The 23,618-nt window shown below is 67.5% G+C and carries 20 protein-coding genes and 3 pseudogenes; 9 read left to right on the forward strand and 14 right to left on the reverse strand.

All coding sequences use genetic code 11. From position 1 onward, the window contains the following. Positions 1-69: 69 nt before the first annotated feature. Both KNN16_RS06110 and KNN16_RS06115 read right to left on the reverse strand, forming a co-directional pair. On the reverse strand, positions 70-1,350 hold the full coding sequence (locus tag KNN16_RS06110) for an RNA-guided endonuclease TnpB family protein (protein WP_303900010.1): 1,281 nt from the start codon (positions 1,348-1,350) through the stop codon (positions 70-72). Further along, positions 1,341-1,901, reverse strand: a pseudogene (locus KNN16_RS06115) (IS607 family transposase). The gene KNN16_RS06110 and the pseudogene KNN16_RS06115 overlap by 10 nt, the downstream one beginning before the upstream one ends. A 118-nt stretch (positions 1,902-2,019) precedes the next feature. On the opposite strand from KNN16_RS06115, the pseudogene KNN16_RS15125 reads away from it, so the two are divergent. After that, positions 2,020-2,807 (forward strand): annotated as a pseudogene (locus KNN16_RS15125) (IS5 family transposase); the annotation flags it as partial. Here the strand turns inward: KNN16_RS15125 and KNN16_RS06125 are convergent. From KNN16_RS06125 to KNN16_RS06150, 7 genes and pseudogenes are all read right to left on the reverse strand, one after another. Next, a complete protein-coding gene (locus KNN16_RS06125; protein WP_303900015.1) occupies positions 2,782-3,936 on the reverse strand; it encodes an aminotransferase class V-fold PLP-dependent enzyme in 1,155 nt (384 codons plus the stop codon). The pseudogene KNN16_RS15125 and the gene KNN16_RS06125 sit on opposite strands and share 26 nt — an antisense overlap. A gap of 28 nt (positions 3,937-3,964) precedes the next feature. Continuing rightward, positions 3,965-4,789: an FGGY-family carbohydrate kinase gene (locus KNN16_RS06130; RefSeq protein WP_369685885.1), complete on the reverse strand. Its 825-nt coding sequence runs from the start codon at positions 4,787-4,789 to the stop codon at positions 3,965-3,967. Between the two features lie 18 nt (positions 4,790-4,807). Beyond that, positions 4,808-5,538 (reverse strand): annotated as a pseudogene (locus KNN16_RS15130) (FGGY family carbohydrate kinase); the annotation flags it as partial. A gap of 36 nt (positions 5,539-5,574) precedes the next feature. Next, positions 5,575-7,029, reverse strand: coding sequence for a CoA-acylating methylmalonate-semialdehyde dehydrogenase (locus KNN16_RS06140; protein ID WP_303900024.1), 1,455 nt, complete (start codon positions 7,027-7,029; stop codon positions 5,575-5,577). A gap of 98 nt (positions 7,030-7,127) precedes the next feature. Beyond that, positions 7,128-7,523: a DUF5615 family PIN-like protein gene (locus tag KNN16_RS06145; RefSeq protein ID WP_303900027.1), complete on the reverse strand. Its 396-nt coding sequence runs from the start codon at positions 7,521-7,523 to the stop codon at positions 7,128-7,130. Positions 7,524-7,539: 16 nt separating this feature from the next. Continuing rightward, entirely contained in the window at positions 7,540-7,680 is a 141-nt protein-coding gene (locus tag KNN16_RS15135) for a DUF433 domain-containing protein (RefSeq protein WP_369685875.1), read from the reverse strand. A 341-nt stretch (positions 7,681-8,021) separates the two neighbouring features. Beyond that, entirely contained in the window at positions 8,022-10,316 is a 2,295-nt protein-coding gene (locus KNN16_RS06150; protein ID WP_303900030.1) for a xanthine dehydrogenase family protein molybdopterin-binding subunit, read from the reverse strand. Positions 10,317-10,500: 184 nt separating this feature from the next. On the opposite strand from KNN16_RS06150, the gene KNN16_RS06155 reads away from it, so the two are divergent. From KNN16_RS06155 to KNN16_RS06165, 3 genes are read left to right on the forward strand one after another with little or no spacing between them, the layout of a single operon-like run. Beyond that, entirely contained in the window at positions 10,501-11,061 is a 561-nt protein-coding gene (locus tag KNN16_RS06155; RefSeq protein WP_303900032.1) for a Uma2 family endonuclease, read from the forward strand. Positions 11,062-11,077: 16 nt separating this feature from the next. Beyond that, positions 11,078-11,635 (forward strand): Uma2 family endonuclease, encoded by a 558-nt coding sequence (locus KNN16_RS06160; protein ID WP_303900035.1) that lies wholly within the window; start codon positions 11,078-11,080, stop codon positions 11,633-11,635. Between the two features lie 16 nt (positions 11,636-11,651). Beyond that, positions 11,652-12,212: a Uma2 family endonuclease gene (locus KNN16_RS06165; RefSeq protein ID WP_303900038.1), complete on the forward strand. Its 561-nt coding sequence runs from the start codon at positions 11,652-11,654 to the stop codon at positions 12,210-12,212. A gap of 147 nt (positions 12,213-12,359) precedes the next feature. On the opposite strand, the gene hutI is transcribed toward KNN16_RS06165, so the two are convergent. Continuing rightward, positions 12,360-13,697 (reverse strand): imidazolonepropionase, encoded by a 1,338-nt coding sequence (gene hutI, locus KNN16_RS06170; RefSeq protein ID WP_303900041.1) that lies wholly within the window; start codon positions 13,695-13,697, stop codon positions 12,360-12,362. Positions 13,698-13,732: 35 nt separating this feature from the next. Then, positions 13,733-15,394, reverse strand: a complete 1,662-nt coding sequence (hutU, locus tag KNN16_RS06175) for a urocanate hydratase (protein WP_299284786.1) — start codon at positions 15,392-15,394, stop codon at positions 13,733-13,735. Between the two features lie 203 nt (positions 15,395-15,597). Between hutU and KNN16_RS06180 the strand changes: the two genes are divergently transcribed. Beyond that, positions 15,598-16,170 carry a hypothetical protein gene (locus KNN16_RS06180; RefSeq protein WP_299284783.1) on the forward strand — a complete coding sequence of 191 codons (573 nt, stop codon included), beginning with the start codon at positions 15,598-15,600 and terminating at the stop codon, positions 16,168-16,170. A gap of 116 nt (positions 16,171-16,286) precedes the next feature. After that, positions 16,287-17,453, forward strand: a complete 1,167-nt coding sequence (locus tag KNN16_RS06185; RefSeq protein WP_303900044.1) for a S1C family serine protease — start codon at positions 16,287-16,289, stop codon at positions 17,451-17,453. 62 nt (positions 17,454-17,515) lie between these two features. Here the strand turns inward: KNN16_RS06185 and KNN16_RS06190 are convergent, their stop codons facing one another. Beyond that, positions 17,516-17,836, reverse strand: a complete 321-nt coding sequence (locus tag KNN16_RS06190) for a DUF4282 domain-containing protein (RefSeq protein ID WP_299284777.1) — start codon at positions 17,834-17,836, stop codon at positions 17,516-17,518. Between the two features lie 84 nt (positions 17,837-17,920). On the opposite strand from KNN16_RS06190, the gene KNN16_RS06195 reads away from it, so the two are divergent. After that, positions 17,921-18,253 carry a DUF4190 domain-containing protein gene (locus tag KNN16_RS06195; protein ID WP_303900047.1) on the forward strand — a complete coding sequence of 111 codons (333 nt, stop codon included), beginning with the start codon at positions 17,921-17,923 and terminating at the stop codon, positions 18,251-18,253. A gap of 14 nt (positions 18,254-18,267) precedes the next feature. Here the strand turns inward: KNN16_RS06195 and KNN16_RS06200 are convergent, their stop codons facing one another. Together KNN16_RS06200 and galK are read right to left on the reverse strand one after the other, a co-directional pair. Further along, positions 18,268-19,575, reverse strand: coding sequence for an MFS transporter (locus KNN16_RS06200; RefSeq protein ID WP_303900050.1), 1,308 nt, complete (start codon positions 19,573-19,575; stop codon positions 18,268-18,270). Between the two features lie 8 nt (positions 19,576-19,583). Further along, positions 19,584-20,777: a galactokinase gene (gene galK / locus KNN16_RS06205; protein WP_303900052.1), complete on the reverse strand. Its 1,194-nt coding sequence runs from the start codon at positions 20,775-20,777 to the stop codon at positions 19,584-19,586. A 497-nt stretch (positions 20,778-21,274) separates the two neighbouring features. Here galK and KNN16_RS06210 point away from each other — a divergent pair, with 497 nt between their 5' ends. Together KNN16_RS06210 and tilS are read left to right on the forward strand one after the other, a co-directional pair. Beyond that, complete coding sequence (locus KNN16_RS06210) at positions 21,275-22,069, forward strand: alpha/beta fold hydrolase (protein ID WP_303900055.1); 795 nt, start codon at positions 21,275-21,277, stop codon at positions 22,067-22,069. A 58-nt stretch (positions 22,070-22,127) separates the two neighbouring features. Then, positions 22,128-23,615 carry a tRNA lysidine(34) synthetase TilS gene (tilS, locus tag KNN16_RS06215; protein WP_303900058.1) on the forward strand — a complete coding sequence of 496 codons (1,488 nt, stop codon included), beginning with the start codon at positions 22,128-22,130 and terminating at the stop codon, positions 23,613-23,615. The last annotated feature ends 3 nt before the right edge of the window (positions 23,616-23,618 follow it).

The raw sequence follows: 23,618 nt of genomic DNA on the forward strand, positions 1-23,618 counted from the left end.
CCGTTCTACAGCGCATCGTCATTTATTTCACCCGTCTGGGGTGAAACAAATGACCGGCTGCTTCCTGCTTCATCGACCCATGGCTCGTAGACCAGCCCCCGGAGGGGCCGTTCCGCCGCCAGAGGGATCTCCACAGGCGTCACTTCCCGGGGAACTCCCGGTAGGGCCTTTCAGGGCGGCCAACCCGTAGTTTCTCAGATTGAGGGCCGCGTTGAGATCCCGATCCACCTCCAGCCCGCACGCCCCACAGTGAAACACCCGCTGGGAAAGGGGGAGCGCAGGACCGACCCAGCCGCAGCGCGAGCACCGCTTCGTGGACGGGAAGTCCCGCGGCGCAATGAGGAGCACGGCCCCATACCAGGCGCACTTATACTCCAGCATCCGCCGGAAGGCCCCCCACCCCACATCCTGAATGGTCCGGGAAAGGCTCCCGTTCCGCGCCAGACCCCGCACGTTCAGATCTTCCACCACCAGAACCGGCTTGGCTTTCGCCAGCTCCGTGGCGACCTTGTGCAGGAAGTCCCGGCGGATGTTCCGAGCCCGGCGGTGTAGCCGGGCCAGACGCAGGGCCGCCTTCTCATAGTTGCGAGAGAAAACCGTCCGCCTCCGCTCCTCCCCCGTCTCCGGGTCTTGTTCCACCACCGTCCGCTTCTGCTTGCGGGAGAGCTGCCTCGAACGCCGCTTCAAAAGCCGCAAGGCCCTCTCCAGAGGCTTCGGGGCCTCCATCCGCGCTCCATCCGACAGCACGGCAAAAGCCTCCAGCCCCACGTCGATGCCCACCACATCCTCCGGTCCCCGGACCTCCCGGGGCTCGGGATCCGGGCGCTCCACCTCACAGGTCAGGCTCACAAACCAGCGATCCGCCTCTCGGGAGATGGTCGCCGAGAGGATGCGGGCCTTCCCGGACTGAAGGAGCTCCAGGAGCTGGTCCGTCCGCTCCTTGGTGCGGACCTTGCCGATGCGAGGGAGCTGCACGTGCCGGGGAGTGACCCGGATGGAGCCGGTCAGCCGGGCCTTGTTGTCCGCCAGAGCCTTCTTGCGTTTGAAGCGGGGGAAGCCGGCCCGGCCCTCCCGCCAGTTGCGGACAGCCCGCTCCAGATCCCGGAAGGCCTCCTGGGGGGCGCATTTGGACACCTCCACCCACCAGGGGGCGTGCTTCCGCTTCCACTCGTTCCAGTCCTTGTGGAGGTCCACCGCCGAGGGGATCTGCTCGCCGCGCGCTTGGGCTTCCAAACAGCGGGTCAGGCCCCAGTTGTAGGCGAAGCGGGCGGCGCCCACGTGCTTCGCCAGGGCGATCCGGGCCTCCCGGTTGGGGTCCAGCTCGAAGCGGAACGCCTGTCTCACCCGCATCCCATCGCCTCCAGCGCCTGCCTCGCCCGGCGCCGGGCCGACCGACGCCCGTGCAATCGCCCGCAGGCCGAGGTGAGGATTTCCAGGACGTCTTGCGCCAGGTCGTCTGCCACTTTCCCATCCTCTATGACAACAACATGTCGCCCCGAAGCGGCCATAGCCGCTTCCAGCAAGTCAAATCCGAACCGGGCCAGCCGATCGCGATGCTCCACGACAATCCGAACCACCCGGGGATCCCGCAGGATCCGTAGAAGTTTCTTTCGTTTTCCGTTCAGCCCGGAGCCGATTTCGGTCACCGCTTTAACCTCTGTCCAACCTTGTTCTTGGGCAAAGGCCTGAAGGCGTTGAACTTGCCGTTCCAGATCCTCTTTCTGGTCAGCGGAGGACACTCGGGCATAGCGCACAGGGATACCTTCTGGGTGAGGCGCTTCTACCCAGATTGTCCCAGCAGGCAATGGGCGGGCAGGGACAGGAAGCTTGCCTGCCCGAAATCACCGCCAGGCGGTGATATCGCTTATCCCCTGCTGACGAGCCCAATCCGAGAGTTTCATGGCCGAAATAAATGATGAACTCATCTCAAAACCCGGCGTCCGGTTGTAGTATACTCGGTCTCTGGACAACCTGCCTGGGAGGGGAAGACCGATGGGGTTTCAGGAGTTGACGGATGAGCAGTGGGCTTTCATTGCGCCCTTGCTGCCACCCAGGGCCAAAACCGGAAGACCTCGGGTGGATGACCGCAAGGTCCTCAACGGGATCCTGTATGTGCGGGTTACCGGCTGCCGGTGGTGCGATATGCCCCGCCAATATGGCGCCTATCAGACTGCCTGGCGGCGGTTTCGGGAACTTCAGGAGAAGGGGGTCTGGCACCAGATCCTGCAAGCCCTTCTGGACTGGAGGTATACGCTGGGGAAGGTGAAGGTGGAAGCGGTGGCGGTTGATTCCACGCTGGTGGAGGCGAAAAAAGGGGGGAAGGTGTAGGAGTAGATAGGCATAAGAAGCGAAAAGGGACGAAAGTGCACGTTTTGGTGAATGAAGATGGGCTTCCCTTGCGTGTAGTGGTGGGGCCTGGGGATGAGCACGATTGTCGTCGGTTTGAGGAGGTGCTGGGGGGCCTGCGAGTGAAGAAGAGCGGGAGGGGGCGGGCGCGAACGCGGCCGAAGGTGGTATATGCAGATGCGGCGTATGATGCCAAGGCAATTCGGGAGGGGTTGCGACGGCGGGGGATTCGGGCGGGCATTCCGAAGAATCCGCGGCGGGGGAAGGGAACCCGAGGGGGAAAGCGGGCGTTCCGGCGTCGGAAGGCCGATCGGAAGGCTCGAAGCAGCGTGGAGCGGTTCTTCGGATGGCTGAAAGGGGGGTTCCGAAGGTGGACGGTTCGGCACGAAAGGCGGCTTGCCACCTTCCTGGCCTTCGTCCTCCTCGCCTGCTTCCTCATCGCCTGGAGAATTTTGAGATGAGTTCGATAATAAAATTGCCAACAGTTGTCCACCCTTGCTCCCCCAGCGCGATCATCGCCGCCCAGGCCGCGGCGATCAGGCCGCCCGGGCGGCTCCCCAGCAGCGTGGGGGTGGCGTAGAGGCCCCCCGGCCAGTCCGTGGCCGCGAAATACTGATAACGGCGCAGCGCCCTTCCCCGATACAGAATCACCGAGACGCCCTTCGGCGCGTATCCGTATTTGTGCGGATCGACGGAGATCGAGGTCACGCCGGGCAGCCGGAAATCGAAGGGAGGGACGGGATAGCCCAGCCGTTCCGCCCACGGCAGGATGAACCCGCCCAGGCATGCATCCACGTGGCAACCGATCCCGCGCGCCCGGGCCAGGGCCGCGATCTCCGGGACAGGGTCGATGACGCCGTGGGGGAAGGAGGGCGCGGAGGCCACCAGGGCGATGGTGCGACGGGTGATCGCCCGGGCCACGGCCGTCCCATCGGCCCGATAACCTGCATCCACCGGGACGTAGATCAAGCGCAGCCCGAGGAGCTGAGCGGCCTTCTCGAAAGCCGCGTGGGCGGTGACCGGGAGCACCACCTCCGGCCGGACGATCCCCCGCGTCTCCCGGGCCCAGTCCCGATAGGCCTTCATCGCCAGCAGGATGCTCTCCGTCCCGCATGAGGTCACCGTCCCCACGATCTCCTCGCCCGCGGCGTCCGCGCCCAGCATGTGCGCGGTCATGGAGACGATCTCCGCCTCCATCCGCGCCACGCTGGGCCAGAGATCCGGGTGGAGGGGGTTGGCTTGGGAGAAAAGGGCGTAGACGCGGTTCAGGAAGGCCACATGGGGTTCCCCGCCGTGATACACCGCCCCCGAGGCATAGCCCTTCCGCCATCGCGGCTCCTCCCGGGCCGCCAGCGCTTCCAGGTGCCGAAACACCCACTCCGGGGAACGCCCCTCCAGGGGCAACCGGTGGAAGGCGGGAAGATCCCGGTAAGGCTTGAGGAGCGGCTCCAGCCCTCGCAACACCTCCGCGTATTCCTCCTCCAGGCGACGCTCCACCCCGGGCATCGCCCGCACCGGTCGCTCCAGCCGGGCAAGCCATGAACGAAGCCCTCGCCGGAGGAATTCCCACAACCCGCCTTCGCGCAGCATCCCCATCGCTCCTGAGGGATCCACCCTCTCAGACGAAGAGCGAGCGGCGGCGGTGAAGACGGCGATAAATGCCGCGGGTCGCCCGATAAAAGGCCAGGAACTCCCGGAACAGCGCGTCGTAGCGCGCGCGGTTGGCGGGATCCGGGCGGAAGGTGGCGGCGATGGGCACCCGCTCCGGGATCTCCGCCCATGTCAGCTCGCCGAGGGCCACCGCGGCCAGCAGGGCGACCCCGCGCAGGGCGGCCAGCTGCGGCTCCTGCACCGTATGGATCGTCCGGTTCAGGACATCCGCCATGATCTGGCCCCAGATGGCGGAGCGCGCCCCGCCCCCGATGAAGCGGATGTGATCCACGCGATGCCGGAGGAAACCCTCCACCGCCTCTAACAGCCAGCGGGTGTTATAAGCGACGCCTTCGAAAACCGCGCGCACCAGATGTTCCCGTCGGGTCTCCAGGGAGAGGTTGAAAAACCCCCCGCGCAGGGCGCTGTCCTCCACCGGCGTTCGCTCCCCATACAGCCATGGCGCAAACAACAGGCCCCCGCTCCCCGGCGGAGCCTGGGCCGCGAGGGCGTCCAGGAGCGGCTCGGGGAGAGGGGCCGTTGCGGTGGGATCCTGGAGCAGCCGGCCCAGGACCTGCAGGCAGGCTCCTGCCGTCTCCTGCTCGTTGGCGATGAAATAACGGCCGGGGATCGCGGAGGGGAGCGTGGTCATGTTCCGAAGGAGATCCACCCGGCGGAACGGCACGTGACAGGTGAGCCAGGAGGAAGTGCCCAGATAGAGGTGGGGAGCCTCATCCGCCACCGCCCCGGAGCCGACCGCTCCGGCCTGCACATCCGGCGTCCCCACGATCACCGGGATCCCCGGGCGGAGGTCCAGGTCCCAAGCCGCTTCCGGCCGGAGCGGGCCCAGGATCTCCACCGCCTTCCGGAGGTCGGGGAGCTTCTCCCGATCCACGCCCGCCGCCCGGAGCAACGCGGGATGATAGTCGATCCGATGGATGTCCCGGTTGTCCGTGAGCCAGAAGAGGGCGATGGAATCGTAGGAAGCGGCGGCGCACCCGGTCAGGCGGAGGTTCAGGTAGTCCTTCGCCTCCAGGAACTTCCAGGTCTCCCGATAGACCTCAGGGCGACGGCGACGCAGATAGAGGAGATGCGCGAACGAATCCTTCCCCGAATGACCCGGGATCCCTCCTGTCAGCCGGATCCAGAGGATCAGGCGATCGAGCCGGTAGCCCGCCACGGAGGGGAAGCCGCCGAACATCTCCTCCACCTCCGGCGCGCCCCGCGCGTCCATCCAGAGGATCGCAGGGGTTAACGGAGCCCCTTCGCGATCCACCGGACGAGGGTGGACCACATGCCGGTGCAGCCGATGGCGACGATGCGATCCCGGGCTTCCGGGATCCCTTCCAGCAAGCGATGGGTGGCCCGCCGGATGGCCTCCCACCATTCATGGGGATCCTGTTCCGCCCCGCCGTCCGGCAGGAGGGACAGCCGGGTGGGCTCCTTCTCCCAGGCCAGGAGCTCTCCCTGCGTCGAGACCAGACCCACCTTGGGGCCCGTCGTCCCCAGGTCCACCGTCAGGATCCAGCGCTCGCCCGGCATCGCGACCCCCTCCCGGTGCGGAGGAGGGCCTGCCGCTTAGAACCAGCGGGTGATCACCACTTTGCGATCCGTGAAGAAGTATAAGGTGTCCATCCCCTGGCCGTGGAGGTCGCCGAAGAAGGACTGTTTCTGCCCGGCGAAGGGGTAAGGGGCGATGGGGGCGGCCACGCCGATGTTGATCCCCACGTTGCCCGCGCGCACCCGCAGCCGGAACTCCCGGGCCGCCCGTCCATCCCGGGTGAACAGGGAGGCGGCGTTCCCATAGGGGAGGCCGTTGATGATCTCCAGCGCCTCCTCCAGATCGCGCACCCGGATCACCCCCAGCACCGGGCCGAAGATCTCCTCACAGGCGATGGTCATCTTCGGCTGCACTCCATCGAAGATGGTCGGCCCGATGAAGTAACCGTTGGGATAGCCCGGCACCCGGATCCCCCGTCCGTCCAGGAGCAGCTCGGCTTCTTCCCGCAGGCCGAGCTCGATATAGCGGTGGATCCGCTCCAGGGCTTTGCGGGAGACCACCGGACCCATCTGCACGCCCTCGTCAAGCCCGTAACCCACCCGGATGCGGGACGCCCCTTCCACCAGGGCCCGCCGCAACGGCTCGTGGATCTCGCCCACGGCCATCACCAGGGAACCGGCCAGGCAGCGCTGGCCCGCCGACCCAAAGGCGGAGGAGAGGATGGCCGGGACCGTGCGCTCCAGGTCCGCGTCGGGCATCACCACCAGGGCGTTCTTGGCCCCGCCGTGGCACTGGGCCCGCTTGCCGTGGGCGGCCGCCGTGGCGTAGACATACTTCGCCACCGGCGTGGAGCCCACGAAGGAGACCCCCGCGACGTCGGGGTGGGTCAGCAGCGCGTCCACCACCTCTTTCCCCCCGTGGACCATGTTGATCACCCCGGGAGGGAAGCCAACCTCGTGGATCAGTTCGAAGAGACGGGTTTGCGTGATGGGGCAGATCTCGGAGGGCTTGACGATGTAGGTGTTCCCGGCGACGAGGGCGTAGGGGAAGAACCACGAGGGGATCATGGCGGGGAAGTTGAAGGGCGCGATGCAGCAGAAGACGCCCACCGGCTCCAGGATGCATTCCTCATCGATCCCATCGGCGACCTGGGGCGTGTGGTAGCCCATGAGGGCGGTGAACATCCCGGCGGCCGCCTCGATGTTCTCCAGGGTCCGCTGCATCTCCCCCCGGGCTTCCTCCAGGGTTTTCCCGTGCTCCTGCACGATGGTGCGAGCCAGGTCCTCAAAACGCCGCTCCACCTGATCCCGCAGGCGCAGGAGATAGCGAGCGCGGACCGGGATGGGGAGGCGACGCCATGATTCGAAGGCTTCCCGGGCCGCCGCCACCGCCCGGTTCACTTCCTCCACCGTGGAGAGGGGGACCCGGGCGATCACCGCATCCAGGGCCGGGTTGCGCACCTCCAGGTAAGTGTCCGTCGCCGAGGCCACCCACTGGCCACCGATGTAGTTCCGCAACACCTCGCTCCCCATAGGTCCCTCCCGCAAGAGGATCTCGCTTGCGCCGAACCTCGTTCCAAACCCATGCCGGAAGGCCCGGCGGTCAAGCCTGTAGAGGACAGCGAATCCTTCTAACGATTTGCTTGCATTCGTCTCCGAGGCTCATCAAAAGGCAGCTTTCGAATGCGTATAATTTGATCCTCTACAATAACGATCAAGCCTATCCGAAGATATTCCTCTACTTGAGGAAGTATATCGATTAACTTCTGAAATGTCTGGTCAGGTTGAGAACGACGGATGCGGAAAATGATAATAGATGGGGAAGACTGGCGCGTAAAAGCCAGCAGACGTCCATAATCCAGATCGTGGGTGAGGATGATCTCCCCTTGACGTCGAGCCTCCTCAATGATTTCCCAATCCTCTGCGTAACTCAGGCCGATATCCCCTGCATGACGAAACAAGTATCCTTTATCCTGTAAGCGCTTGGCTAAAGAGCGAGGCATATTCATGTTTAAAAGAAACTTCATTACGTATGGAACTCCTCTACAGGTAATTTAGAATCGAAGATACTGGAATTCGCAAACCACAAATGCATGGCTTCCCCATGCATTTGTTAGGATCCATCGTAATACGCCGAAAACGGTAATGTCGGAGCTCCATCGTTATTCTTCTTTCGATTAGCATTAAGGATAGAGGCTTTCGCCCTAAACCTCGGGTCTCCGATGACACAGGGTCGCCCTTGAAGCCATCCCTACAGTCCCAAACTCCCGTCTTCTCAATCCCGAAAGGTCGCGGCGAAAGCCGCTCCTACAAAAGCCGCTCCTACAGGATAGATTTCTTCGGAAGGGGCTTTCGCCCCACACCTCTATCTTCGAGCTGGCAGATCGCGGCTGAAGCCCCTCCTCCAGCGTGGATGCCGAAATGAATTTCGGCCTACAAGGGCGATCGGTCGCGGCGGAAGCCGCTCCCACGGAGAGGATGCATCCTCCAAACGGTCAATCCATGAGGGATCCTGCCCCAAACCGTTAATCCCCCCACTCGTGTCGGAGACGGGTCTCGGCGATCATCCGGGCGGTCATGGCCGTCCACAGGCGTTCCGGAGTGATGGGCAGCTCGGTCACCCGGACGCCGACCGCATCCCGGATCGCATTGGCCACGGCGGCCGCCCCGGGCACCACCGGCGGCTCCCCAACGCCCCGGGCCCCAAAGGGGCCGTGCGGGCTGGGAACCTCGACGATGCGGGTTTCGATGGGCGGGACCTCCGGGGCGATGGGAAGGGCGTAATCCAGGAAGGAGGCGGTCAGCGCCACCCCGTTCTCATCGTAACGCAGGGCCTCCCAAAGACCCCAGCCCAGACCCTGAGCCGCCCCGCCGTGCATCTGCCCTTCGATCAGCAACGGGTTCAGGGCCCGGCCGACATCCTGAGCCACCACCGCCTCCTGCACCGTCACCCGGCCGGTCTCCGGATCCACCCGCACCCGGACGAGCATGGCGGCGAAACCCGGCGCCTGCTCCCGCTGGGCGGAGGTCCCCCGACCGAACACCGGCTCGAACTTCCCCCCGAACCGCTGGGCCAGGGCGGCCACCTCGCCGACGCGCATCCGGGGCTCCGGAACCCCCCGGACGTAGATCTGGCCATCGCGGATCTCCAGGTCCTCCGGGGCGACCTCCAGATGCTCCGCCGCGATGCGCAGGATCTGCTGGCGGGCCTCCTCCGCCGCCCGCTGCACCGCCAAGCCCACCGTGTAAATGGTCTTGCTGCCCCCGCTGGCTCCGGCATAGGGGCTGGTGTCGGTATCCCCCTGGAGGATCCGCACCTGCTCCAGAGGCACCCCCAGGATCGAGGCGGCCAGCTGAGCCATCGCCGTGTGCGTGCCCTGCAGGTCCACCGCCCCCACGTAGATCCGGACGCTGCCGTCGCGATCCACATGGCACATCGCGGCGGCCGGCTCGAGCCCTCCGTGCCAGCCGCCCACCGCCAGCCCGATGCCCTCCCCGGGCTCCCGACGTCCCTCCCGCCACATCGGATGCTCCCGCAGGGCCTCCAGGCAGGCCCTCAGGCCGATGGGGCCATAACGCTTCCCGCTGGGCAGCTCGTCCCCTTCCTCCATTACATTCCGCAACCGGAACTCCAGAGGGTCCAGACCCAGCTGGCGAGCCATCTCGTCCATCTGGGACTCCAGGGCGAAGAGCGCCTGAGGAGCCCCCGGCGCCCGATAGGCGCCGACCCCCGGCTTGTGGGTCAGCACCTCGAAGGCCTCGATCTCATAGTGGGGGAAGCGATAGAAGCTCCCCAGCAGGTTCGCCGCGATGCGCGCCGGGGAGCCCGGGAAAGCCCCCGCGTCGAAGATCACGCGGGCCTGGAGGGCGGTGAGGGTTCCATCCCGCTTCACCCCGGTCTTCAGGGTGATGATGGAGGCGTGGGCCGGCGTCCCGATGAGGAACTCTTCCTGTCGGGTGAGGGTGAGCCGGACGGGCCGGCGGGTATGAATGGCCAGGGCGGCCACCAGAGGCTCCAGCAGGGTGAACTTGCCGCCGAAGCCGCCCCCCACCGGCATCGGCACCACCCGAATCCGGTTCTCCGGCCAGCCCAGGAAATCCGCCACCTCCTCCCGCACCCCGAAGGGATCCTGCGTGCTGGTCCAGATGGTCAGCGTCTCGGTGGCCGGATCCAGGGCCGCCGTCGTCGTGTGCGGTTCGATATACGCCTGATGCACCGGAGCGGTGCGATAGGTGAGCTCCAGGATGAGGTCCGCCTCTTCAAAGCCCCGGGCGATCTCCCCGCGGGTGTAGCGGACGTGGTCGGAGACGTTGGGAGGCAGGACGGCGGATCCTTCCGGGGCGCTCCCGACGTCCGCCGCGTGAGCCCCGGCGTCCGCCCGCACCCCGGGGCGTCCGCCCGGCCAGATCCGCGGCGCGTCCGGCGCCATCGCCTTCAGGGGATCCACCACGGCGGGCAATGGTTCGATATCCACCTCGACCCGAGCGGCGCCGTCCGCCGCCGCAGCCTCGGTCTCCGCCAGGACCACGGCGACCGGCTGGCCGTAATACACCACGCGCTCCCAGGCCAGCAGCGCCCGCGCGTGGCTCTCCGGCTCCCGCTGGAACCATGGGAGATCCGCCGCGGTCAGCACGGCAACGACGCCGGGGACGGCGCGGGCGGGGGCGGTTTCGATCCGCCGGAGGCGGCCGTGGGCATAAGGGCTGAGGACCATGCGGGCATACAGGAGATCGGGCAATCGAAGGTCAGCGCCGAACTTCAAGCGCCCCGTCGCCTTCAGATGGCCATCCCGCATGGGAATCCGCTGACCGATGGTCATCGCGTCCTCCACCTCCCTCACCGGGGTCCGGGCATCCGTGATACGGATGTCTCTTCAAAGATAGGCTGGATCGCGAAGGCTGTCCAGAATCGCCGGAAGCGAGCGCCTTGCCGTGTCGGGCCAGAGGTGTTACGCTGAAAGGAGAAGACCCTGGCCGGGCGTTTCGGGGCGAAGGAGGAAAGCGATGGGCGTTCAGGTCCAGCGGCGCCTGTTCACCGTGGAGGAATATCACCGCATGGCCGAGGCCGGCATCCTCTCCGAAGACGACCGCGTGGAGCTCATCGAAGGAGAACTCGTCACCATGAGCCCCATCGGAAGCCGACACGCCGCCTGCGTGAAGCGCCTCGTCCGGCTCCTGGATCGAGCCGTGGGAGATCGCGCGATCGTCGGCGCCCAGGATCCCATCCGCCTGGGGGCTCGTTCCGAGCCGCAGCCGGACGTGGCGCTGCTTCGCTATCGCCCCGATTTCTACGCCTCCGCCCACCCCGGACCCGAGGACGTCCTCCTGGTCGTAGAGGTGGCCGAAACCTCCGCCGACTCCGACCGCTCCCTCAAAATCCCCCTCTACGCCCGCTACGGCATCCCCGAAGCCTGGCTGGTGGACCTGTTGGAAGAACGCATCGAGATCTACCGCCACCCCACCCCCCAGGGCTACCGATCCCTCCACATCGCCCACCGGGGTGAAACCGTAAGCCCCATCGCCCTGCCCGACCTGGAGCTCAGCGTGGATGAAATCCTGGGATAGCCCGCGGAGGAAAGCGATGGGCGTTCAGGTCCAGCGACGCCTGTTCACCGTGGAGGAATACCACCGCATGGCCGAGGCCGGCATCCTCTCCGAAGACGACCGCGTGGAGCTCATCGAAGGAGAACTCGTCACCATGAGCCCCATCGGAAGCCGACACGCCGCCTGCGTGGCGCGACTCACCGCCCTGCTTTTCCCGGTTGAAGGCCGGGGGATCCTCTGGGTCCAAAATCCCATTCGCCTGGGGGCTCGTTCCGAGCCGCAGCCGGACGTGGCGCTGCTTCGCTATCGCCCCGATTTCTACGCCTCCGCCCACCCCGGACCCGAGGACGTCCTCCTGGTCGTAGAGGTGGCCGAAACCTCCGCCGACTCCGACCGCTCCCTCAAAATCCCCCTCTACGCCCGCTACGGCATCCCCGAAGCCTGGCTGGTGGACCTGTTGGAAGAACGCATCGAGATCTACCGCCACCCCACCCCCCAGGGCTACCGATCCCTCCACATCGCCCACCGGGGTGAAACCGTGAGCCCCACCGCCCTGCCCGACCTGGAGCTCAGCGTGGATGAAATCCTGGGATAGCCCGAGGAGGAAAGCGATGGGCGTTCAGGTCCAGCGACGCCTGTTCACCGTGGAGGAATATCACCGCATGGCCGAGGCCGGCATCCTCTCCGAAGACGACCGCGTGGAGCTCATCGAAGGAGAACTCGTCACCATGAGCCCCATCGGAAGCCGACACGCCGGTGTGGTGGATCGGCTGAATCGCCTCTTCTCCCGGCGCGCCGGGGAGGAGATCATCGTGCGGGTCCAGAACCCGCTCCGACTCAGTGCGCACTCCGAGCCGCAGCCGGACGTGGCGCTGCTTCGCTATCGCCCCGATTTCTACGCCTCCGCCCACCCCGGACCCGAGGACGTCCTCCTGGTCGTGGAGGTGGCCGAAACCTCCGCCGACTCCGACCGCTCCCTCAAAATCCCCCTCTACGCCCGCTACGGCATCCCCGAAGCCTGGCTGGTGGATCTGCTGGAAGAACGCATCGAGATCTATCGCCACCCCACCCCCCAGGGCTACCGGTCCCTCCACATCGCCCACCGGGGTGAAACCGTAAGCCCTGCGCTCATCCCCTCGCTCACGGTGGCGGTGGATGAGGTGCTGGGGTAGGGAAATCCCGCTCGGGGAGACGCCCACGCTGCCTTAAATCCTTTCTTTCTGTCCCATCCGGGGAGAGCGCGATCCCCGGGCGCTGGAGGATCCCTGCGACAGGCCAGTTGTCGCTTGTGAAGGACACCTCCTTCGCGCATCGTGCGCTTATTCGTGGACGGTTTGCCTCCCCGGGATGCGGAGGACGCCGTCTTCGACCACCACGCGCCCGCGCTTGATCACCGTGTGGACCAGGCTGACGCCATACCGGTAGGCCAGATGCCGGTAATCCGGCGCTTCCAGGATCACAAGGTCTGCCGCCTTGCCCGGCTCCAGGCTCCCGATCTCATGGCCCAGCCCGACGGCACAGGCCGCGTTGAGGGTGACGGCGGTCAGGGCCTCCGCCGGGCTGAGGCCCATATAACGGGTCGCCAGGGCCATCATCATCGGCAGCGATTCGCACCAGGAGGTTCCGGGATTGAGGTCCGTGCCCAGGGCCAGGGCGCCCCCGGCGTCGATCAGCCGACGGGCCGGGGCATATCGCGTGCTCCCCAGCCCGAAGGAAGTCCCTGGGAGCATCACCCCGATGGTCTCCGAACGGGCCAGCTGCTCCAGGTGCTCCGGCGGCGTGCTCACCAGGTGATCGACGCTGACCGCTCTCAGGGCCACCGCCAGGGGCACCGCCCCCAGCGGGGGCTCAAACTCATCCACGTGCACCTTGAGGCCGAACCCCAGGGCCTTCGCGGCCTCCAGGATGCGCCGGGTCTGCTCCGGATCGAAGGCCCCTCGCTCGCAGAACACGTCGCAGAACCAGGCCGCCCGCCCATCCTCCCAGGGCGGACACCAGGGTCCGTGGTGGACCAGCTGCCAGGCCGCGACGGCGGGGAGCATCTCCTCAATCAGCACGGCCACGTAGGCGGAGGGATCCTCCTGGTATTCCGCCGGTATGGCATGGGCCCCCATGAACGTGGGCACCAGATCCAGAGGGTGCTCCGCATTCAATCGATGAAGGAGGTCCAGCAGACGACGCTCGGTTTCCCACTCCAGGCCGTATCCGGTCTTCGCCTCCGCGGTGGTCGTGCCGTGAAGCAGCATCCGGTCCATCCGGGCGCGGGTCTCCGCCATCAGCTGCTCGGGGGAGGCGGCACGGGTGGCCCGCACGGTGGCGAGGATCCCTCCTCCCGCCTGCAGGATCTCCAGGTAGGTGGCTCCCTTCAGGCGCTGCTCGAACTCCGCGGCCCGATCCCCCGCCCAGATGAGGTGGGTGTGGGGATCGACGAGGCCCGGGACCACCGCCCGGCCCCGGGCCTCCAAGATCTCCGCGGCCTCGGTGATCTGCGCCTCGATCTCCCGGGTGGGCCCCACCGCCACGATGCGGCCCTCCCGGACGGCCACGGCACCGTCGGGGATCACGGTGAGGAGCCCCATGGCCGCCCCGCGCAGGGGCCCGCGCCCCCGCGGGGTGACCACCTGGGCGGCGTGACGGATCAACAGATCGACATGCACGGGATCCCTCCTCGACGAAGTCCGGTCGCGCCGACTCATTTCAGCATCGGCATCTTGATCCCATGCCGGCGGGCGACTTCGATGGCTTTCTCGTAGCCGGCGTCGGCATGGCGCACCACCCCCAGGCCCGGATCCGTCCGCAGCACCCGCTCCAGGCGCCACTCTGCCTCCTTTGTGCCGTCGGCTACCACCACCATTCCCGCGTGCTGGCTGTAGCCGATGCCGACGCCCCCGCCATGGTGGAAGGCCACCCACGTGGCGCCGGCCACGGCGTTGAGCAGGGCGTTGAGGATCGGCCAGTCGCTGATGGCGTCCGAGCCATCCTTCATCCCCTCGGTCTCCCGGTTGGGGCTGGCCACCGAGCCCGCGTCCAGATGATCCCGCCCGATGACGATGGGCGCGCTCAGCTCCCCTTTGCGCACCAGCTCGTTGAAGTAGAGCCCGGCCCGGTCGCGCTCCCCATAGCCCAGCCAGCAGATCCGGGCAGGCAACCCCTGGAACCGCACCCGCTTCTGAGCCATGGTGATCCAGCGGCGCAGGCTCTCGTTCTCGGGGAACAGCTCCAGGATCGCCTGATCCGTCCGATAGATGTCCTCGGCGTCCCCGGAGAGGGCGACCCAGCGGAAGGGACCCTTGCCCTCGCAGAACAGCGGCCGGATGTAAGCCTGCACGAACCCCGGATAGGCGAAGGCGTCCTTCACGCCCATCTCGTAAGCCTGCTGGCGCAGGTTGTTGCCGTAATCGAACACCACTGCCCCCGCCCGATGGAAGGCCAGCATGGCCTCCACGTGGATCGCCATGCTCTCCCTGGCCCGCCGGATGTACGTTTGGGGATCTTTCGCCCGCAGCTCCTCTGCCTCCCACACCGAGAGCCCGCGAGGGACATACATCAATGGGTCGTGGGCAGGAGTCTGATCGGTCACCACGTCCGGGATGATGCCCCGGCGGGCGAGCTCGGGGAAGACCTCGGCGGCGTTGCCCAGCAACCCGATGGAACGGGCCTGCCCCGCCTTCCGGTAGCGTTCCACCCGCCGCAGGGCCTCCTCCAGATCCTCCACGATCTCATCGAGGAACCCGTGCTCCAGGCGTCGCCGCGCCCGGCGCGGGTCCACCTCCACGACCAGGCCCACCCCCTCGTTCATCGTGATGGCCAGGGGCTGGGCGCCGCCCATCTCCCCCAGGCCCGCCGTCAGCACCCACTTCCCCTTGAGACTGCCCCCGAAATGAGTCCGGGCACAGGCCGCCAGCGTCTCGTAGGTTCCCTGGAGGATGCCCTGCGTGCCGATATAGATCCAGGCCCCGGCCGTCATCTGGCCGAACATGATCAGGCCCTTGCGCTCCAGCTCGTCGAAGACCTCCCAGGTGGCCCAGTGGGGGACCAGGTTGCTGTTGGCGATCAGGACGCGGGGGGCCAGCTCGTGGGTGCGGAAGATGGCGACCGGCTTGCCGGACTGCACCAGAAGGGTTTCGTCGGGCTCCAGGTTGCGGAGGGCTTCCAGGATCGCGTAGAAGCATTCCCAGTTGCGGGCCGCCTTGCCGCGGCCGCCGTAGACGATCAGGTTCGCCGGATCGGCGGCCACCTCCGGATCCAGGTTGTTCTGGATCATCCGGTAGGCCGCTTCGATCTGCCAGTTCTTGCAGGTTAACGTGCTTCCCCGGGGCGCACGGATCACCGGGGCCGTCCCGCTCGCAGACATGGGGACCTCCCTGACTCAGGCTGGCGCCTCCTGGTGTAGCGCAGATGCGTGGATCCGGCAACCGGGCCCCGACTGCAGGCGGCCCTGGGGTTAAGAGGTGTTAACAGGCCCATAATCGCCGGATAACGGCGGGCCGGTAGGATCGCCATGGACAGCAGGGCCCCACCGGGGCCCTGACCCTGAGCAAGAGGAGGTGCGCACCCATGCGCAAGCGCTGGCTGTTCATCCCGCTTTTCCTGCTGGCCCTGCTGGTCGGAGCGCTGGGGTTCGGGATCGTCGGACAGGCGCAGGCGGCCCGCGCCGCCGCTCCCCTGAGCGGATTCGTCGGCCACCCCGGCGGCTGGTTCGGCCGGGGCCTCTGCGGGCAGGCCGGGCTGGAGGCCGCCGCCAAGGCCCTGAATATGACCCCCGAGGAGCTCTCCACCCAGCTCTGGGGCGGCCGCACCCTGGCCGAGCTCGCGGATAAAGCCGGCGTGGACCTCCAGAAGGTCCGCGATGCGGTGAACCAGGCGTGCGTGCAGGCCCTGCGCGACGCCATCGAGCAGGCCGTGCGCGACGGCCGCCTGACCCGGGAGCAGGCGGACTGGCTGCTACAGGGGCTGGATCGCGGCTACTGGGGCCCGGGCGCTGGATGGTGGGGCTTCCGGGGCTTCTGGGGCTTCCGGGGCCGCGGCGGGTGGTGGTGGGCTCCGAAGGGCCCGGCCACGCCCACTCCTGCGCCGGGCGGCACCGGCTTCTCCCGACCGCGCTTCGGGATCCCGGGCCGCTCCGCCTGAAGGGCCCGCGCGTCGATCCCACCCCGGAGGGGATGCGCTCGGCGCATCCCCTCCACGCTTTTTTCAAGATCCCTCCTGAAAACATCCGCGTGATCCCCATCGGACAGGAGGACAGGATGAGGTTTCCGAAATGGCTTCGATGGATCGGCCTCGGCCTTGTGAGCCTGCTGGTCGCCTGTCAGGGGATGCGATCTGCCGCTCCAGCGCCCGGTCCCGCCCGTTCGACTCCCATCCCTTCCACCCGGAGGATCGCCTCGCCGCTGCCTGTGGCCCTGGCCGCCGGAGCCGGGGAGGCCGTCGCCGCCCTGGAGCAACAGCTGGAGGCCATCTACGAGCAGGCGAACCCCTCGGTGGTCCACATCCGCGTTCGAAGCGGCCAGGGCGCCCTCCGGGAGGAAAGCACCGGTTCGGGCTTCGTATACGATCGGGATGGACACATCGTCACCAACCATCACGTGGTGGAAGGCGGGGAGACCGTCATCGTCACCTTCGCGGATGGGATGGAGACCCTCGCTCGGGTGATCGGCACAGACCCGGACAGCGACCTGGCGGTGCTTCAGGTGGAAGTGCCTCCAGAGCGGCTTCATCCCGTGACCCTGGGGGATTCGGGGGCTGTGCGCCCGGGGCAGCTGGCCATCACCATCGGCAACCCCTTCGGGCTGGAGGGGACGATGACGGTGGGGATCGTCAGCGCCATCGGCCGGGTCATTCGGCCGGGATCCCGCGTGTTCAGCATCCCGAACATGATCCAGACCGACGCGCCGATCAACCCGGGGAACTCCGGCGGCCCGCTGCTGGACAGTCAGGGCCGGGTGATCGGTGTGAACACGATGATCCTCTCCCAGACCGGGGTCTCCTCAGGGGTCGGCTTCGCCATCCCGGTGAACACGGTGCGGCGCATCGTCCCCGAGCTGATCGCCCGGGGCCGTTATGAGCATCCCTGGCTGGGGATCTCCGGCTATTCGGTGACGCCGCTGGTGGCGAAGGCGCTGGGGCTGCCGGCCGAGCGCGGGGCCCTCATCCTGGAGGTGGACCCTCGCGGCCCTGCGGCCCAGGCCGGCCTGCGCGGGGGGAGCCGCCCGGTCTCCGTCCTCGGGGAATCCATCCCGAGCGGGGGCGATCTCATCGTCGCCATCGACGGCCGCCCCATCTCCAGCATGGAGGATCTCATCGCCGAGCTGGAGGAACATCACCGGCCCGGGGATGAGATCACCCTCTCCATCCTGCGGGACGGCCAGACGCGCGAGGTTCGGGTCCGCCTTGCCCCGCGGCCTTCCTCGTGACCCTTCCGGAAGACACAGGCGGGGAGGGCATCATCGGCCCTCCCCGCCGGCCCGACGATCGCTTACGCCCCGGTTTGCCGCTGGCGCTCCAGCAGCTCCTTGATGTCCGTCAGGGTCTCGCTGATCCGGAAGGTCACGATGAGCAGCTCCGCGTAGATTCTGGAGAGCAGGATCCCCAGGAGGACCACCAGAGGACTCAGGCAAAGGGCGCCCAGGATCGCCCCCGCCCCATCCCGACGGCCGGCGATCCCTGCTCCAGTGATCCCGCCGAACAGGATCGCGCAGCCCGCCAGAACGCTGAGGGCGACACCGATCCAGAACAGCGCCTGGATGAGATAGGGCGTGATCATCCGGCGGAAGGTGAGGAAGTCTTCCCAGTTCATGAGGACCTCCGACGTCTTGAGGTTCGGCTTGTTCCCGGAACTGCTTCATGTTATACTACTTCTCAAAAATGGAGAATAGGAATAATGGAAGCGCCTACAACGCCACCTCCGGCGGCCTCGAGAACCAGCGGGAAGGCGATCGCCAGCCTGATCCTGAGCCTCCTCGGCCTGGTGGGCGTGCTCCCCCTCATTGGCTCTATCCTGGGGATCATCTTCGGCAACCAGGCGAAAGGGGAGATCGCCCGCAGCGGCGGAGACCTCACCGGTGAAGGGCTGGCCCAGGCCGGCGTGATCATCGGCTGGGTGGGGCTGGCCCTGAACGTGATCGGGACGATCTGTGTCCTGCTGATCCTGGGCAGCACCATCGGGCTGGGGATCTGCTCCGCCCTTACGAGTGGGAACCTCATTTCCCGCTGAGATCCAGGCCTTCTTCAAGCAAGCGATCGGATCTGCGGGTAGCGGCGGTGCGCCCAGAGCATGTAGCCCAGGCTGGCCGCGGCCCCCAGGGCCACGGTCGCCGGGGCGCCCAGGGCGCTGGCCATCAGGCCCGCCTGCAACCCGCCCAGCCGCATCATCATCTGGAAAGCCAGGGTATACACCCCCATCACCCGTCCCCGCACCACGTCCTCCACGTTCACCTGGATCAGGGTGTTGGCCAGGGCGTTCTGCCAGACGAAGGCCATCCCGCTCAGGATCAGGAACGCCAGCGCCAGGGGGAAGGAACGGGAAAGGGAAAACCCCAGCAACGCCAGCGGGAAGCCCAGGTTCCCCCAGGTGAGCATCTGCCCCCGGTGTCCCGCATCCCCATAGGCGGCGGCGAGCAGCGCCCCGGCCACCGCCCCGATCCCCACCGCGCCCATCATCAGGCCGTAGGCCACCGCCTCCGGCTGTCCGCACGACAGAAGCGCTCCGCCCCATCGGCTCCCGGCGACCTGCCCGCAGAGGCGCGCCACCACCGGCGCCGCGCTGCCCCAGAGGGAGGTGCGGGCGAAAACGGGCAGAAGGGTGGTATAGGGCATGGAGAGGAAAGCGGACACCCCTACCATGCTCACCAGGCCCCACAACGTGGCATCCGCTCGGATGCGAGCCAGCCCGGCCAGGGGATCCGAAGCGGAGCCCGCGCGGACACGCCGGGCCGTTGAGCCGGGTAGCCGCATGGCCAGCAGACCGGCGATCACCGCGAGGAACGAAACGCCGTTGAGGAAGAAGGCCATGGCCTCCCCCAGCGTGGCCACCACCAGCCCGGCCAGGGAAGGGCCGATGATCCGCGCGAAGTTGAACAGGGAGGAGTTCAGGGCGATGGCGTTGCCCAGATCCTCCTCCCCCACCATCTCCACCACGAAGGCCTGGCGGGCGGGCACGTCCAGCATCTGAAAAGCCGCCAGCAGCATTGCCATCACCCACACGTGCCAGACCTGGACGTGACCGCTCCAGGTGAGCCAGGCCAGCAGGAAGGCCTGGAACATCATCAGCGACTGAGTGATCACAATGAGCCAGCGCCGCGGGAAGCGATCCGCCAAGCTGCCACCGAACAATGCCAGAGGGAAGAGCGGCAGGATCGAGAGGCCGTTCATGATGCCCAGCCCGGCCGGCGACCCGGTGAGCCGGTAGACCAGCCAGTTCTGGGCGATGGTCTGCATCCAGGTCCCGCTGAGCGAGATCAGCTGGCCGATGAAATAGAGCCGGTAGTTCCAGTGACGAAGCGCCCGGAAAGGGTGGCGGGGCCGATGGGTCGACATCGCCGGCCTCATGGGTTCGCCATCTGCTCCACCCGAGCTCCCTCATCGGGCTCGACCCGGAACAGGGTCGGCGCTCGTCCGAAGCGGGCGAGGTAGGCCCGGGTCATCGCCTCCGCCGCCTCGGCCACCGCGTCCCGATGGACGGCCGTGAGGATGCTACCCCCGAATCCGGCTCCCGTCAACCGCGCCCCATACACCCCGGGGACCGCCCGGGCCGCCTCCACCAGGGTGTCCAGCTCCGGGGAGCTGACCTCGTAGTCGTCCCGCAGGCTGTCGTGGGAGGCGTTGAGCAATGCTCCGAAGGCCGGGAGATCCCCGCGCCGCAACGCGTCCACCGCCTCCCGCACCCGCTGGTTCTCTGTGACCACGTGGCGAGCCCGTCGGTAGATCACCTCCGGGAGCTCGACCCGGGCCGCCTCCAGAGCCGCGGGGGTGAGATCGCGCAACGCCCGCAACCCCGGATCCCGTGACCGGAGCCGTCGGACCGCCTCCTCGCATTGCGCCCGACGCTCGTTGTAGGCCGAGGCCGCCAGGGCCCGGCGCACCCCGCTATCGGCTACCAGCACGACCATCTCCGGCGGGACCGGCACCCACTCGATCGCCAGGGAGCGGCAGTCGATCCACATGGCATGTCCCCGCCGGCCGAACCGCGCGGCCATCTGGTCCATGATCCCGCAACGCACCCCTACAAACTCGTTCTCCGCCCGCTGGCACAGGCGGGCCAGATCCAGAGGCGGGATCTCGTGGCCGCTCAGCGCCGTCCAGGCCATAGCGAAGGCCACCTCCAGGGCGGCCGAGGAGCTCAGGCCGCTCCCGATCGGCACATCCCCCGCCACCACCGCATCCATCCCGACCAGACGATATCCGGCCCCTTCCAGCGCCCAGGCCACGCCGGCCGGGTAAGCCGCCCATCCCCGCAGAACGCCCGGACGCAAGCCGTCCAGGGAGAACACCAAGCCGTCCAGGGAGAACACGGCCTCCTCCCCGAAATCCGCCGCGATCAGATGGACCTCCCGATCCGTCCGCGGGCGGGCGGCCACCCAGACCGCGCGATCGATGGCGATGGGGAGGACGAAGCCCTCGTTGTAATCCGTGTGCTCGCCGATCAGGTTGACCCGCCCCGGCGCCCGGGCTTGCAGGAGGGGTGCGCCCCCAAAGCGCGTCCGAAAGATGTGCTCCGCTCGCGCCCGCGCATCGGACATGGCTTCCGCTCCGGAGGGATCGTGCAAAACCCGCCAACCCCGAATTGTAGCCCCATCCCATCGCTGGGAAGGATCCGGCAACCGATTGGGGTGTGTCCCGGTTTTGTCGGGCCTGGCCGCCTTGTAGGACAACTGCAAGCAGTTGTCCTACGATTTTGGAAGCCTCCCATCTGTCCTCAAGGCGGCGAGATCGCGGCGAAAGCCGCTCCTACTAAAACGAATCTCCCATTCGTGTATTCGTGTTCTGATTCGTGGACGGCCCTCCCCATATGAAGGTCACGGCGAGGGCCGCTCCTGCAGATGCGGATGAGGAGGATACAGGCCGAAATGAATTCCGGCCTACGTCAAGTCGCGGCGAAAGCCGCTCCGATGACAATAGGTCTCCTGATGGAATGGAGGCCTCCGATCTCCGGCCGGGCGCACCGCACCGCCCGGAGGATCGAACTGGTTGCCCTATAATGAATCTCGGTGACCATCCTCCGGATCAGGAGGCTGCGATGCCGTTCGCCACCGTTCAGGGCATCCGTCTGGTGTATGACCTCCGTGGCCGGGGCATCCCGGTGCTCTGGATCCACGGGTTCCCCCTGGGCCGCTGGCTGTGGGATCCGCAGGTCGAGGCCCTGGGGGATGTGGCCTGGTCTATCGCCGTGGACCTGCGCGGGTTCGGAGGAAGCAGCGCCCCCGAAGGTCCCTACACCATGGAAACCTACGCGGAGGATCTGCGCGGGCTGCTGGACCTCCTGGGGATCGATCGGGTGGTCCTGGCCGGGCTCTCCATGGGCGGATACGTCTCCTTCGCCTTTTACGCCGCCTACCCCGAGCGGGTTCGTGGGCTCATCCTGGCGGATACCCGACATCAGGCGGACACACCGGAGGCCCGGGCAAACCGTTACGCGCTGATCGAACGGATCCGCCAGGAGGGGGCAGCCGCCGCGGTGGAGGCCTTCCTCCCCCGTCTGCTGGGAGCCACCACCCGACGGGAGCATCCGGACCGGGTGGAGCGGCTGCGGCGCAAGATGATGACCAACCCGGCCGCCGGGCTCATCGGCGCCCTCCAGGCCATGGCCGAACGCCCGGATCGAACGGAGCTCCTCCCCCGGATCCAGGTCCCCACGCTGGTGATCGTCGGCGAGGAGGATGAGGTGACCCCACCTGAGGTGGCCCGCCAGATGGCGGAGGCCATCCCCAACGCCCGGCTCGTGGTGCTCCCCTCGGCCGGCCACCTCGCGAACGTCGAGGCGCCCGAAGCCTTCAACGAGGCCGTGCGGACGTTCCTGGGCCAGCTCCCGTGAACGCCGCGCGGCCTGCCCGGAGGTGAGGGCTCTGGATCCGCTCGCTCGGGGGAAGATCGTGTCGGCCGAGAAACGCGCCATCGCGCGGGTGCTCCGGGCGGTCCGGGAGGCCGCCCGTCGCTTCTCCCTCTTTCCCCCCGGGGAGACCGTGGTGGTCGGGGTCTCGGGGGGGCCGGACTCCCTGTGCCTGATGGACGCCCTGCACACCCTGGCTCCGGAGCTGGGGATCGCGCTCCACATCGCGCATCTCCACCACGGCCTGCGGGGAGCGGAGGCCGACGCCGACGCCGCGTTCGTGGCCGAGCAGGCGACGGCGCGCGGGCTCCCTTACACCGTGGAGCATCTCGAGGTCCGGGCCCTGGCGGAGCGGGAAGGCCTTTCCCTGGAAGAGGCTGCCCGTCAGGCGCGCTACACGTTCCTGGCGGAGGTGGCCGCTCGGGTGGGCAGCCGGACCATCGCCGTGGCCCATCATGCGGATGATCAGGTGGAGACCGTGCTGATGCATCTCCTGCGTGGGAGCGGCCTGGCCGGGCTGCGGGGGATGCGCCCGTCCATGCCCCTCACGGAATACCACGGGCTGTTGCGCCGGCCTCCGGAGGGGCTCCGGCTGGTGCGGCCGCTCCTCAGCGTCTGGCGGAGCGAGATCGAGGCCTACTTGCGGGCCCGGGGGCTGACCCCGCGTTTCGACCGCTTGAACCTGGACCTCACCTTCTTCCGCAACCGGCTGCGCCATGAGGTGTTGCCGTTCCTGGAACGCCTCAATCCTCGCCTGCGGGAGATCTGGTGGCGGATGGCGGAGACCCTCGCGGCCGACTACGAGTTCCTGGAACAAACCCTCCGCCAGGCCTGGCCCACCTTCGTGGCCCTCGAGGAGCCGGGGCGGATCGTTTTCGATCTCGCCCGCTGGCGCGAGCTCCCCCTCAGCCTGCGGCGCATGGCCCTGCGGGAGGCCGCCTTCCGCCTGGCCCATCGCCTGCGGGACCTGCGGTTCGAGCACGTGGAAGAGGCGATCCGGATGGCGGAAGAGGGGATGACCGGAGGGATGCTGACCTGGCCGGAGGGCCTGCGGGTCGCCGTTGCCTATGGAACCCTCATCCTCGCCCAGGAGGGCGCCCTCTGGCCGGAGCCGGACCTGCCGCTGCTGTCGGGAACTCTCCGCTTACAGCCGGGGGAGACGCTCTGGCCGGACGGCCGGTGGGTCGTGATCTGGGAGGAGCTTCCCGTATGGGATCCCGCCCGGCTCCAGTATACGGATCTGTGGACCCTCTACCTGGATGCGGAGCAAGCGGGGGAGCCACTGCGCTTCCGGACCCGGCGCCCGGGGGATCGCTTCCACCCGGCGGGGATGCCCGGGCCGGTCCGCTTGAAGACCTTCCTGATCAACCAGAAGATCCCTCAGCCCTGGCGGGATCGCTGGCCCCTGCTGGTGAACGAGCGGGAGGAGATCCTGTGGGTGGCGGGGGTGCGGCCCGCGGCCACCATCCGCCCCGGCCCCCACTCCCGCCGCGTGTGGCGGATCGCCATCCGAAGGGCGGCAACCGGGTGACCG

This window comes from Thermoflexus hugenholtzii (assembly GCF_018771565.1).
Lineage (GTDB): Bacteria > Chloroflexota > Anaerolineae > Thermoflexales > Thermoflexaceae > Thermoflexus > Thermoflexus hugenholtzii_A.